This window comes from Sphingomonas sp. Leaf67, from assembly GCF_001421965.1.
Lineage (GTDB): Bacteria > Pseudomonadota > Alphaproteobacteria > Sphingomonadales > Sphingomonadaceae > Sphingomonas.
In genome coordinates, this window is record NZ_LMLP01000024.1 from 26,656 (window position 1) to 38,689 (window position 12,034).

At 66.6% G+C, this 12,034-nt stretch carries 10 protein-coding genes; 5 read left to right on the forward strand and 5 right to left on the reverse strand.

Translation table 11 applies throughout. The features are described 5' to 3' along the window. Positions 1-58 precede the first annotated feature (58 nt). Positions 59-490, forward strand: a complete 432-nt coding sequence (locus ASE90_RS17120; protein WP_056003706.1) for a DUF488 family protein — start codon at positions 59-61, stop codon at positions 488-490. A 23-nt stretch (positions 491-513) separates the two neighbouring features. On the opposite strand, the gene ASE90_RS17125 is transcribed toward ASE90_RS17120, so the two are convergent. Further along, positions 514-858 carry a DUF952 domain-containing protein gene (locus ASE90_RS17125; protein ID WP_056003709.1) on the reverse strand — a complete coding sequence of 115 codons (345 nt, stop codon included), beginning with the start codon at positions 856-858 and terminating at the stop codon, positions 514-516. Further along, complete coding sequence (gene gyrA, locus ASE90_RS17130; protein WP_056003712.1) at positions 855-3,638, reverse strand: DNA gyrase subunit A; 2,784 nt, start codon at positions 3,636-3,638, stop codon at positions 855-857. The genes ASE90_RS17125 and gyrA overlap by 4 nt, the downstream gene beginning before the upstream one ends. A 127-nt stretch (positions 3,639-3,765) precedes the next feature. Between gyrA and ASE90_RS17135 the strand changes: the two genes are divergently transcribed. After that, positions 3,766-4,851, forward strand: a complete 1,086-nt coding sequence (locus tag ASE90_RS17135; protein ID WP_056003715.1) for a mechanosensitive ion channel family protein — start codon at positions 3,766-3,768, stop codon at positions 4,849-4,851. On the opposite strand, the gene ASE90_RS17140 is transcribed toward ASE90_RS17135, so the two are convergent. From ASE90_RS17140 to ASE90_RS17150, 3 genes are read right to left on the reverse strand one after another with little or no spacing between them, the layout of a single operon-like run. Continuing rightward, a complete protein-coding gene (locus ASE90_RS17140) occupies positions 4,829-6,658 on the reverse strand; it encodes a DUF885 domain-containing protein (protein WP_056003717.1) in 1,830 nt (609 codons plus the stop codon). The two genes, ASE90_RS17135 and ASE90_RS17140, sit on opposite strands and share 23 nt — an antisense overlap. A 56-nt stretch (positions 6,659-6,714) precedes the next feature. Beyond that, positions 6,715-7,149: an NfeD family protein gene (locus ASE90_RS17145; protein WP_056003719.1), complete on the reverse strand. Its 435-nt coding sequence runs from the start codon at positions 7,147-7,149 to the stop codon at positions 6,715-6,717. After that, on the reverse strand, positions 7,146-8,123 hold the full coding sequence (locus ASE90_RS17150) for an SPFH domain-containing protein (protein ID WP_056003721.1): 978 nt from the start codon (positions 8,121-8,123) through the stop codon (positions 7,146-7,148). Before ASE90_RS17150 ends, ASE90_RS17145 begins: the two co-directional genes overlap by 4 nt. 49 nt (positions 8,124-8,172) lie before the next feature. Between ASE90_RS17150 and ASE90_RS17155 the strand changes: the two genes are divergently transcribed. From ASE90_RS17155 to guaB, 3 genes are read left to right on the forward strand one after another with little or no spacing between them, the layout of a single operon-like run. Beyond that, on the forward strand, positions 8,173-8,970 hold the full coding sequence (locus ASE90_RS17155) for an HpcH/HpaI aldolase/citrate lyase family protein (RefSeq protein ID WP_056003724.1): 798 nt from the start codon (positions 8,173-8,175) through the stop codon (positions 8,968-8,970). A 37-nt stretch (positions 8,971-9,007) separates the two neighbouring features. Beyond that, positions 9,008-10,459 carry a M20/M25/M40 family metallo-hydrolase gene (locus ASE90_RS17160; RefSeq protein WP_056003727.1) on the forward strand — a complete coding sequence of 484 codons (1,452 nt, stop codon included), beginning with the start codon at positions 9,008-9,010 and terminating at the stop codon, positions 10,457-10,459. A gap of 19 nt (positions 10,460-10,478) precedes the next feature. Continuing rightward, a complete protein-coding gene (guaB, locus tag ASE90_RS17165; protein ID WP_056003730.1) occupies positions 10,479-11,936 on the forward strand; it encodes an IMP dehydrogenase in 1,458 nt (485 codons plus the stop codon). Positions 11,937-12,034 lie beyond the last annotated feature (98 nt).

Consider the following 12,034-nt stretch of genomic DNA (forward strand, 5'->3'; position numbering starts at 1 on the left):
AAACGGGCCGTCGTTTTATTGGGTTATGCGTTGGTGGCGTACGACGAAGGGAAGGCGCATGAAAATCTACACCATCGGCTATGAGGCGGTAACCATGGCCGAATTCGTGGCGGCGTTGCAGGCGGCGGGAGTGCGGCGGGTCATCGACGTGCGCGCGTTGCCCCTGTCGCGACGGCCGGGCTTTTCGAAATCGTCGCTCGCGGCCGAACTGTCGACGCACGCGATCGATTATGTGCATCTGAAGGCGCTCGGCACGCCGAAGCGCGGGCGCGACGCCGCGAAGAAGGGCGACGTCGCCACGCTTCGTGCGGTGTATGACGAACAGCTCGAACTACCCGAAGCGCAGGCGCAGGCAGCGATCATGCTCGGGCTGGCTGCCGAAATGCCGTCGGCCCTGTTGTGCTTCGAGCGCGAACCGGCGCATTGCCACCGGACCTTATTGCTCGCAGCGGTCGGGCAGGGGGCGGAGGTCGTGGAACTTTACGCGTAATTTCTCCCCGGCGCGGGGAGGAATTAGCCGGTAACCGGCCGTCGCACCTGACCCGCATCATCCCGGTGCAGCGGCCCGTACGCCACCACGACGTTCAGCGGCAACGGCCCATACACATGCGGGAACAACTGCCCGCCGCGCGAAGGCTCCCACTTCACCGCCTCGCCCAGCGCGTCCAGATCGACCTCCGCCACATGCAGATCGTCCTGCCCGGCGAAGTGCTTGTCGACCGTTTCGGTCAACTGTTCGAAGGTCGACAGGTGGATATAGCCATCGGCCAGATCGACCGGTGCCCCGTCGAAGCTGCCCGTCTCCAGCGCCGCCATCTGCCCGGCGGTCAGCACCTTGAAGGCGGTCACGGCGGTCATTCCTCGATATCCTTCTCGCTGATCGTCGCCGGACCGGTGCCGTCGTCGAGGACGATATCGCCTTCGATCGGCGGCATTGCGGTGCGTTCCTCGGCGACGATCGCTTCGGCCTCGTTTTCGGGGTTCTCGTCCTCGTCGATCTTCGCCGCCGACACGACCTGTTCGCCCATCCCGACGCGGAAGATGGTGATCCCCTGCGTATTGCGGCCGGCGACGCGGATGTCGCCGACGGTGGTACGGATCAGCTTGGCCTGATCGGTCACCAGCATCAGCTGTTCGCCATTATGCGCCGGGAAGCTCGCCACGACCGGGCCGTTGCGGTCGGAAGTGACGATGTTGGTGATCCCCTGACCACCGCGATTGGTCCGACGATATTCATAGGCCGAGGTGCGCTTGCCAAAGCCATTGGCAGTGACGGTGAGAATGAACTCCTCCGCCGCCTCGAACTCGGCCATGCGTTCGGCCGACAGCGTGACCTCGCGGTCGCCTTCCTTCCACGGTGCGGCCTTCAGATACGCCTCACGCTCGTCGGCGCTCGCTTCGAACCCGCCGAGAATCGATAGCGAGATGACCTCGTCATCCTTGCCCAGCGCGATCCCGCGCACCCCGGTCGAGGTGCGGCTCTGGAACTCGCGCACGTCGGTCGCGCTGAACCGGATCGCCTTGCCGGCCTTGGTCGCAAGCAGCACGTCGTCGGTCTCGGTCAGCAGCGCCACGCCGATCAGGCGATCGTCGCTGTCATCATCGAAGCGCATCGCGATCTTGCCCGCGGTGGGCACGTTGGCGAACGCGTCCATCGAATTGCGCCGCACCGTGCCGTTCGCGGTCGCGAACATCACGTGCAGGTCGGCCCAGCGTTCCTCGTCCTCGGGCAACGGCAGCACGGTCGAGATCGTCTCACCGGCCGCCAGCGGCAGCAGGTTCACCATCGGCCGTCCGCGCGTCGCCGGCCCACCTTCGGGCAGGCGCCACACCTTCATGCGGTACACCTTGCCGGCGGTCGAGAAGAATAGCACCGGGGTATGGGTGCTGGTCACGAACAGATTCGTGATCGCGTCCTCGTCCTTGGTCGTCATGCCCGCGCGGCCCTTGCCGCCGCGCTTCTGCGCACGGAACGCATCGAGCGGGGTGCGCTTGATATAGCCCTGCACCGTGACGGTGACGACCATCTCCTCGCGCTCGATCAGATCCTCGTCGTCGATCCCGTCGGCGGCTCCGGCAATTTCGGTCCGGCGCGGCGTCGCGAATTCCGCGCGGATTTCGACCAGCTCCTGCCGCATCACCGCATAGAGCATGCCCCGGTTGCCGAGGATTTCGAGCAGATGGCTGATCGACCCGGCCAGCGTCTTGAGTTCGTCGCCGATCTCATCGCGGCCAAGTGCCGTCAGGCGATGCAGGCGCAGGTCGAGAATTGCGCGAACCTGCAGATCGGACAGCCGATACACGTCGCCGGTCAGGTCGGCCTCAACCGCCTCGACCAGCTTCAGATAGGGCGCGATTTCGGCGACCGGCCATTCGCGTGCCAGCAATGCGGCGCGGGCGGCGGCGGGGCTGTCCGACCCACGGATGATCCGCACCACTTCGTCGAGATTGGTGACCGCGATGACCAGGCCGAGCAACAGGTGCGCCCGCTCGCGCGCCTTCGCCAGCTCATATTTCGACCGCCGGGTGATGACCTCCTCACGAAAGCCGACGAACGCGTCTATGATCTGGGCAAGGTTGAGCAGTTCGGGCCGACCGCCACGGATCGCCAGCATGTTCGCGGCGAAGCTCGACTGCGCCGGCGTGTGCCGCCACAACTGGTTCAGCACGACATCGGGGGTGGCATCGCGCTTCAGATCGATGACGATCCGCACACCTTCACGGTTCGACTCGTCGCGAATGTCGCTGACGCCTTCGATCCGCTTGTCCTTGGCGGCCTCGGCGATCTTCTCGACCAGACCCGACTTGCCGACCTGGAACGGGATTTCGGTCAGGACGATCGACCGCCGTTCACCCCGCGCCTCGACCGTGTGGCGCGACCGCAGGATGATCGACCCGCGCCCGCCGGCATAGGCAGCGCGCGCACCGGCCCGGCCAAGCATCAGCGCGCCGGTCGGGAAATCCGGTCCCGGCACGATCTCGCACAACTCTTCGTGGGTGAGCGGCTCGCCACCCTCGACCCGGCGGTCGATCGTGGCGAGGCAGGCGTCGACCACTTCGCCCAGATTGTGCGGCGGGACGTTGGTCGCCATACCGACCGCAATGCCGCCCGCCCCGTTGACCAGCAGGTTCGGGAAACGCGCCGGCAAGACGGCAGGCTCGCGCTCCGACCCGTCATAGTTCGGCACGAAATCGACCGTATCCTTGTCGAGATCGTCGAGCAGCGCCATCGCCGACTTGGCAAGCCGCGCCTCGGTATAGCGCATCGCGGCGGGCGGATCGGGGTCCATCGAACCGAAATTGCCCTGACCGTCGATCAGCGGCAGCCGCATCGACCATGGCTGTGCCATGCGCGCGAGGGCGTCGTAGATCGCGGTGTCGCCGTGCGGGTGATATTTACCCATCACGTCGCCGACGATACGCGCCGACTTGCGATACGCCTTGCCGGGAACGAAGCCGCTTTCCTGTGCCGAGAACAGGATGCGGCGATGGACCGGCTTCAACCCGTCGCGCACGTCGGGCAAGGCGCGCGATACGATGACGCTCATCGCATAGTCGAGATAGCTCGACCGCATCTCGTCCACGATCGAGATGGGGGCGATATCGGATGGGTCGGCGATCAGCGTCGCGTCTGTCAAAGTTCGATGCTTTCGAGGAATGTTTCGGTTGGGCGACAACCTAGCCGGTCGGGTCGCGAAAGCCAAGCGTCGCGGCTCCGTTCAGCGGGTGCCCGGAACATGCTGCGGCGCAAAAGGTTGCCCGTCCATGCGCGACGTACAACGGTTTCTGAACACGCTGCCCCCGGCCGCCGCCGATCTCGCCACCGTCGCGATATCGGTATTGGCGGCCCTGTTGTTGCATGCCGCCGTGTTCCGGTTGCTGCAGCGGTTCGCGCAGCGCACGCCGGGGTCGGTCGACGACGTCTATGTCGACCATGCGTGGCGGCCGATGCGCTGGATCCTGATCGCCATGGTGTTGGCCAGTGTCCGCCGGCCGCTACGCCTTCCCGAACGCTGGGACGATCTGTGGACGCAGGTCGCCGGCCTCGCCGTGCCGCTGCTGATGGGATGGTTCGCGATCGCGATGATCCGCGCGTCGGTAAAAGCGATCGAGATCGCGACCGACATCACCGTCGCCGACAATCTGCGCGCGCGGCGGCGGCGGACGCGCAGTGCCATCCTGGGACGGATCGCGGTGATCGCCATCGGCTTCATCACCATCTGTCTGATGCTGCTGTCGATCCCCAGCATCCGATCGATCGGGGTCACGCTGATGGCCTCGGCGGGGCTCGCCGGTCTCGCGGTGGGTGCCGCCGCGCAGCCCGCGCTCAAGAACATCATCGCCGGCGTGCAGATGGCATTCACCGAACCGATCCGTATCGACGACGTCGTCATCATCGAGAATGAATGGGGCCGGATCGAGGAAATCCGCCTGACCTATGTCGTCGTGCAGATTTGGGATGAACGACGCCTCGTCGTCCCGGTATCCAAATTCCTCGAATCGAGTTTCCAGAACTGGACGCGCACGACCAGCGGGCTGCTGGGATCGGCGTTCTTCTGGCTCGACCCCACGACCAACATTCCCCGCCTGCGCGCGCGGTTCGAGGAACTGGTGAGGAGCGATCCGCTCTGGGACGGGCGGGCCTATGTGTTGCAGGTGACCGATACCAAGCCCGACGCGATCGAGGTCCGCATCCTCGCCACCGCTTCCGACGCCGCCCGCGCGTTCGACCTGCGCTGTTCGCTACGCGAGGGGATGCTGGCCTATATCCGCGACGAGATGCCCGAAGCGTTGCCGCGCCGGCGTCTCGCCATCGACCAGCCCGATCCTATCCCCGGCGCGCCGCGATGAACGCATCGACATTGCGCCCGAGCACCGTCATCGGCACCCCGCCGCCCTGCACGACCGCATCGTTGAACGCCTTGAAGTCATAGCGTCCGCCAAGCGCGGTCTTCGCCCGATCGCGCAGCCGGTTGATCTCCGAATGGCCGACCTTGTAGCCGCAGGCCTGCCCCGGCCACGAACAATAGCGGTCGACCTCGCCGGTTACCTCGTCGACGCTCGACCCATTGGTGCTGGCGAACCAATCAATTGCCTGCTGTCGCGTCCAGCGTTTGGCGTGCAGCCCGGTATCGACCACCATCCGGCACGCGCGGAACGCGATCGACTGGAGATAGCCGAGCCGTCCGACCGGATCGCCCTCATACGCGCCAAGTTCGTCGCCCAGCTGCTCGGCATAGAGCGCCCATCCTTCCGAAAAGGCGTTGAACTGCAGCAGCGAGCGGATCAGCGGCAGGCGGAAGCTATATTCCCCTTGCCAGACATGGCCGGGAATCGCTTCGTGATACACCAGCGTCGGCAACGAATAGCGGGTCCAGATGCCGGTCGTGCGCAGGTTGATCCACATCTTGCCCGGCACCTTGCCGTCGATCGAACCGGCCCCGCCGTAAGCACCCGGCGCACCCGCTTCCTCGACCGGCGGGATGCGGCGGACCTCGACATTGCCCGGTGCCAGCGTGTTGAACGCGCGCGGCATCCGGGCGCGGATATCGCGCAGCCGGTTCTGCACCAATTCCATGATCTGCGCGCGTCCGGCATCGCCTTCGGGAAAGATGAAGCGCGGGTCCTTGCCGAGCGCCGTCATCCGCGCGCCGACGCTGCCCTTGCTATAGCCCAGCCCCTGCAGGATCACGTCCATCTGCGACTGCAACCGTGCCAGTTCGTCGCGGCCCATCGCATGGACCTCGTCAGGCGTCATGTTGGTCGTGGTCGATGCCCGCAGCCCCCAGCGATACCACGCGTCACCATCCGGCCGCGCCCACATGCCGGCATCGGAGGTCGCCTTCTTCCGGTCGTCCTGCATCGCTGCCAATTGTCGTTCCAGCGCCGGCTTGACCTTGTCGCGGGCGATGGCGGCCGCCTGATTGCTCCAGTCGCCAGGAATGTCCCGGGTACGCCGCGTGAGCGACGTCACCACGTCCCAGCCTGCCGGTTCGCCTGCCAGCGATTGCGTCATCTGCTTCAGCGTCTTGTCGAGCAGGAAGTCGGGCGGCACCACGCCCCGTGCCGACGCGGTCCGCACCCGCACCGTCTCCCCATCCAACTGCGTCGCATAGCTTTCCAGCCGCGCCAGATACGCATCGGCATCGGCCTTCGTCGCGATGCTGTGATCGCTGTCGAGGGAGCGCGGCACGTCGAGATACGCGCCGACATTCTGGATCACGACATAGGGCGTGTTGCGCCATCCGCCGACCGCGACGTCGCCATAGGGCAGGGCAAACCCGTCGAGCGCGGTTTCGAACGCGGTCCGCACGACATCGATATCGGTGCGGGTCGCCGCCGAAACCTTGGCAGGTTCGATCGCCTTCAGCGTCGCGAGATGCGCGCGCAGATGATCGGCGACGGCGTGCTGTCCGGCGGCCGACCGATCGCCCAGCCGCGCCTTCAGCGCCGCGCGCGCGCCGGTATCGATGCCCAGTCCGCTGGCGGACTCGGGCGAATCGACCAGCATCGCCTCGGCGATCCGCGACAGCGTCGCCTCGGCCGCCGCGTCTGCGGCGCTGGCGGCGACGGGCGCGTTCTGCGCGCGGGCGGGCAGGGCGGTGGCGAGCGTCGTCGCGGCGGCTCCGGCGATCCAGTCGCGGCGGGTCAGGTCCATCGGCAATCCCTTGTCAACGAGGTGTCGCCGCCTTGTCCCGTCCCCGGCGCCGCGCGTCAATCGTCCGCCACGACCGTCAGGGTCGATCCGCTGACCCCGACGATCCGGACGCGGTGGCCCACCGCCAGATCGGGTCCGCGCGCGATCCACTCGCTGTCGCCGACCCGCACGCGGCCGCAGCCGCCTACAATCGCCTCGACCACGACGACCTGTTGCCCGATCAGCCGCGCCGCGCGATCGTTCAGCAACGGATCGTCGCTGTCGACCGGATATTCGGCATACCAGCGCCGTCCGATCAGCACCGTCACCACGCTCCACGCTCCGAACACCGCAAGTTCGGCCGGCAGTGTCAGAGCAGGAAACAGCAGCGCCAGCAGCCCGGTGATCGCCGCCGCGATCGCCACGAACACGACGAATACGCCCGGAACCGCCAGTTCGGCGGCACCGAGCGCCGCCGCCAGCAACAGCCAGCCATAGCCGTCGTCGATCATCGGGCGGGCGGTTCGAACGGACCGACCGGTCGGTCCCTTAGCGCGGGTGCCGGCGTTCCGTCCTTGTTTTCGCCCAGCGCTTCCTTCGCCAACTGGCCGATCCCGCCCAGCGTTCCGATCAACTGCGTCGCCTCGACCGGGAACAGGATCGTCTTGGCATTGGGGCTGGTCGCGAACTTGCCGACCGCCTCGACATATTTCTGGGCGATGAAATAATTGATCGCCTGCGTGCCGCCCGACTTGATCGCGTCGCTCACCACTTGCGTGGCCTTCGCCTCGGCCTCGGCGGCACGTTCGCGTGCTTCGGAGTCGCGGAAGGCCGACTCCCGCCGGCCTTCGGCTTCGAGAATGCGCGCCTGTTTCTGGCCCTCGGCGCGCAGGATTTCGGACGCGCGCGTGCCTTCCGCTTCGAGGATGTTCGCGCGCTTCTCCCGCTCGGCCTTCATCTGCCGTCCCATCGCATTGACGATGTCGGCGGGCGGGCGAATGTCCTTGATCTCGACCCGGGTGATCTTCACGCCCCACGGGTTGGTGGCGTGGTCGACGACCCCCAGCAACCGGGCATTGATCTCGTCGCGCTTCGACAGCGTCTCGTCGAGGTCCATCGACCCCATCACCGTGCGCAGATTGGTGGTCGTGATTTGCTGAAGCGCGACATACAGGTCCGACACCTCATAGGCCGCCTTGGCCGGGTCGAGCACCTGGAAGAACACCACGCCATCGGTCGACACCATCGCATTGTCGCGGGTGATGATCTCCTGACCCGGAATGTCGATCACCTGCTCCATCATGTTCACCTTGCGGCCGACCCGATAAAAAAAGGCGGGGTAGAAATTGAATCCGGGCCGGGCGACCGCGGTGAAGCGACCGAAATGTTCGATCGTGTATTGATGCCCTTGCGTGACGATCTTCACGCTCGCGAACAGGTAGAGCAGCACCATCAGGACCAGTGCCGCGATCACGCCCACTATCATCGTTCATCCCCGCTTGCTTCGACAGGGACGGGTCTAGCATAGCGCCCGCATGGAACCCACCATCCCCCTTGCGCCACGCAGCCTTTTGTTCGTCCCCGCCGCGCGCCCTGGCATGATCGAGAAGGCAGTCGGCCTGCCCGCCGACCTGATCGTCCTCGACCTCGAAGATGCGGTCCGTGCGGATGAAAAGGCGGCGGCGCGCACGGCGTTGCCGGCGGCGATCGGCCGCCTCGGGCCGCGTGCCGCCATTCGGGTCAACGCCCCCGACAGCGAGCATTTCGCCGCCGATTTGGCGGCGATCCGGGACCTCGCCGGTCCGCTGATCGTCGTGCCGAAGGTCGAATGTGGCGCGGACCTTACCCCCCTTGCCGGTAACGCGATGCTGGCGATGATCGAAACGCCGCGCGGCGTGCTGGCGGCGGCGGAGATCGCCGCATCGCACGGCGTGGTCGGGCTGATGATCGGCACCAACGACCTTGCCGCCGCCTTGCGACTGCCACCGGATGCGGGGCGGGGGGCGATGACGCTGGCATTGCAGAATGTGGTGCTCGCCGCGCGGGCGGCAGGCGGCTGGGCAATCGACGGCGTGTTCAACGCGCTCGCTGATGCCGAAGGGCTGGCACGCGAATGTGCGGAGGGTCGCGCGCTCGGCTTCGACGGGAAATCGCTGATCCACCCCGGCCAGATCGCTGCTGCCAATGCCGCCTTCTCTCCCAGTCCCGCCGAACTGGACGAAGCACGGGCGCTGATCGCCGCCGCGACCGGCGGGGCGGAGCGGTTTCGCGACCGGATGATCGAGGATATGCACGTCGAAACGGCGCGAAGGTTGATCGAACGCGCGCGTTGACGCTTGCCCGTCACGTTTCGGATCGATAGTGGGGCGCATGTCGCTCCGCCCGATCCTCGGACTCGCCGCCCTGCTGTGCAGCGGCTCGTCGGCCCTCGCCCAGCAGATCACGCCACAAATGCTGCGCGACCATGTCGCGGTGCTGGCCAGCGACGCCTATGAAGGCCGCGAACCCGGCACGCCCGGCGGTGACCGGGCCGAAGCCTATGTGTTGCAGGCCTTTGCCGCCGCCGGCCTGAAGCCCGGCGCGCCCGATGGCCGCTGGCGGCAGGAAGTCGCGCTCGCCGAATATCGTGCGGAAACGATCGCTGCCGTCGTTCGGCAGGGCGACCGTACCATGCCGCTCACCGCCGATCAGATCGCAGGACTTGGTCTGTCCACCAGGACCGATATCCAGCGTGCCCCGATCGTCTTCGTGGGGCGCGGCGATCCGGCGCAGATGCGTGGTACGGCGCTGAACGGCGCGATCGCGGTCGTCATCGGCGGTACCGCGCCCGATGCGCCGCCCGTCCCGACCGCCGACCGTAACGCAGCGTTGCTGGCGGCGGGTGCGATCGGCGTGCTGCTGATCGCGCCGGCGCAGGCACCGTGGACCGATGTCGCGCACAGCTTCACCAGCGCGACCGTCACCGGCACCGCCAAGCGTCCCGATTTCAGCGGCGTCGTGCCCGCGTCGCTCGCCGAAACGCTGCTGGGGCGATCGGCGGCCGATCTGCGGAAGGCCGCCATCGCCGCGGATTTCCGCCCGGTCCGTACGGCGGCGACGATCGATATCGCCGCGACCGGCACCGTCCATCGCTACACTACCGCCAACATCGTCGGCATGATCCCCGGCACGACCCGCCCGAACGAAGCCGTTCTGCTGTCGGCGCATTGGGACCATATCGGCATCTGCCGGCCCGAGGGTGCCCCCGACCGCATCTGTAACGGCGCTGCGGACAATGCCAGCGGCACCGCGATCCTGATCGAGGTCGCCCGCGCGCTGACGAAAGGGCCTCGCCCCGAACGCAGCATCTATTTCGTCGCGACGACCGCAGAGGAGAAGGGGTTGATTGGTGCCGACGCCTATGCCGCCGCCGTCGCCGAAACGCCGCTGAAGATCGTCGCGAACCTGAATATCGATACGACCGCGATCATCCCGACCGGGACGCCGGTCGCGATCGTCGGTCGCGGCAATCACCCGAAGATCGACGCGATCGTCGACGCCACCGCCCGTTCGCTCGGCCGCAAGGTCGATACCGATAGCGAGGCGAACATCATGATCCAGCGGCAGGACGGCTGGGCGTTCGGCAAGCGCGGCATTCCCGCGATCATGGCGACCGGTTCGGTCAGCGACATGAAGCAGTTGTTCGCCTATCTTGACGGCCCCTATCACAAACCGAACGACGACCTCGCGCATCTCGACCTGTCGGGTGCTGCCGAGGATGCCGACCTGCATGCCGCGCTCGCCCGCGCGCTTGCCGACCCGATCCGCTACCCCGCCAACTGAAGACGAGACGACGCCTGTTATGGATATCACCCTCGGCCTGACCTTCGACGACGTCCTGCTGGTTCCGCAGGAATCGGACGTGCTGCCCAGCCAGGCTGACCCGCGCACCCGCGTCGCGCGCGATCTGGCGCTCAACATCCCGTTCCTGTCGTCCGCCATGGACACGGTGACCGAAGCCGACATGGCGATCGTCATGGCGCAGCTGGGGGGGATCGGTGTGCTTCACCGCAACCTGACCGTCGAGGAACAGGTCGCGGCGGTGCGCGCGGTCAAGCGGTTCGAAAGCGGCATGGTCGTCAACCCTATCACCATCACCGCCGACGCGCCGCTCTCGGCCGCGCGCGCTTTGATGGGGCGACACCGGATCAGCGGTATTCCGGTCGTCGAGGGTTCGGGCAAGCTGGTCGGTATCCTGACCAACCGCGACGTCCGCTTCGCCGAAAACCCGAACCAGCCCGTCGCCGAACTGATGACGCACGAGAACCTCGCCACGGTCCGCATCGGTGTGTCGCAGGAAGAGGCGCGTCGCCAGCTGCATCATCGTCGCATCGAAAAGCTGCTGGTCGTCGATGACGACTATGCCTGTGTCGGCCTCATTACCGTCAAGGATATCGAAAAGGCGGTAACCTATCCCAATGCGACCAAGGACGGGACCGGTCGCCTGCGCGTCGCCGCCGCGACCACGGTCGGGGATAAGGGCTATGAGCGGACCGAGGCGCTGATCGCGGCCGAATGCGACCTGATCGTCATCGACACCGCGCACGGCCATAACCGGCAGGTCGCCGAAGCGGTGAAGCGCGTGAAGGCGATCGCACCGCACGTACAGGTCATCGCCGGCAACGTCGCGACCGGCGAAGCGACCCGCGCGCTGATCGATGCGGGCGCGGACGGGATCAAGGTCGGCATCGGTCCGGGTTCGATCTGCACCACGCGCGTCGTCGCCGGCGTCGGCGTGCCGCAGCTGACCGCCGTCATGGACGCGGCGAAAGCGGCGGCGGGGACGGGCGTTCCGGTCATCGCCGATGGCGGCATCCGCACTTCAGGCGACGTTGCCAAGGCGCTCGCCGCCGGCGCATCGGCGGTGATGATCGGATCGCTGCTCGCCGGTACCGAAGAAGCGCCCGGCGAAACCTTCCTGTACCAGGGCCGCGCCTATAAAAGCTATCGCGGCATGGGCTCGGTCGGTGCGATGGCCAAGGGGTCGGCCGACCGCTATTTTCAGCAGGATATCAAGGATCAGCTGAAGCTGGTACCCGAAGGGATCGAGGGGCAGGTTGCGTTCAAGGGACCGGCAAAGGACGTCATCCACCAGCTGGTCGGCGGGGTGAAGGCGGCGATGGGCTATACCGGATCGAACACCATCACCGATCTGCAGGCGCGCGCCCGTTTCGTCCGCATCACCAATGCGGGTCTGCGCGAGAGCCATGTCCATGATGTGACGATCACCCGCGAAGCACCGAACTACCCGACGCGCTGAGGATCGCCGGCTGCGTGTCGATTGCGGCACGCAGCCTTTTCCATCCTTCCGTTCCCTTTCCCGCTGCCATGCGTTTGACCGTCCGACACCACGCCCGC

Coding starts and splice junctions, on each gene's coding strand:
- ASE90_RS17160 (WP_056003727.1), top strand. CDS start 9,008: ATGTCGCTCCGCCCGATCCTCGGACTCGCCGCCCTGCTGTGCAGCGGC.
- ASE90_RS17135 (WP_056003715.1), top strand. CDS start 3,766: ATGCGCGACGTACAACGGTTTCTGAACACGCTGCCCCCGGCCGCCGCC.
- ASE90_RS17120 (WP_056003706.1), top strand. CDS start 59: ATGAAAATCTACACCATCGGCTATGAGGCGGTAACCATGGCCGAATTC.
- ASE90_RS17140 (WP_056003717.1), bottom strand. CDS start 6,658: ATGGACCTGACCCGCCGCGACTGGATCGCCGGAGCCGCCGCGACGACG.
- ASE90_RS17125 (WP_056003709.1), bottom strand. CDS start 858: ATGACCGCCGTGACCGCCTTCAAGGTGCTGACCGCCGGGCAGATGGCG.
- ASE90_RS17150 (WP_056003721.1), bottom strand. CDS start 8,123: ATGATAGTGGGCGTGATCGCGGCACTGGTCCTGATGGTGCTGCTCTAC.
- ASE90_RS17145 (WP_056003719.1), bottom strand. CDS start 7,149: ATGATCGACGACGGCTATGGCTGGCTGTTGCTGGCGGCGGCGCTCGGT.
- ASE90_RS17155 (WP_056003724.1), top strand. CDS start 8,173: ATGGAACCCACCATCCCCCTTGCGCCACGCAGCCTTTTGTTCGTCCCC.
- guaB (WP_056003730.1), top strand. CDS start 10,479: ATGGATATCACCCTCGGCCTGACCTTCGACGACGTCCTGCTGGTTCCG.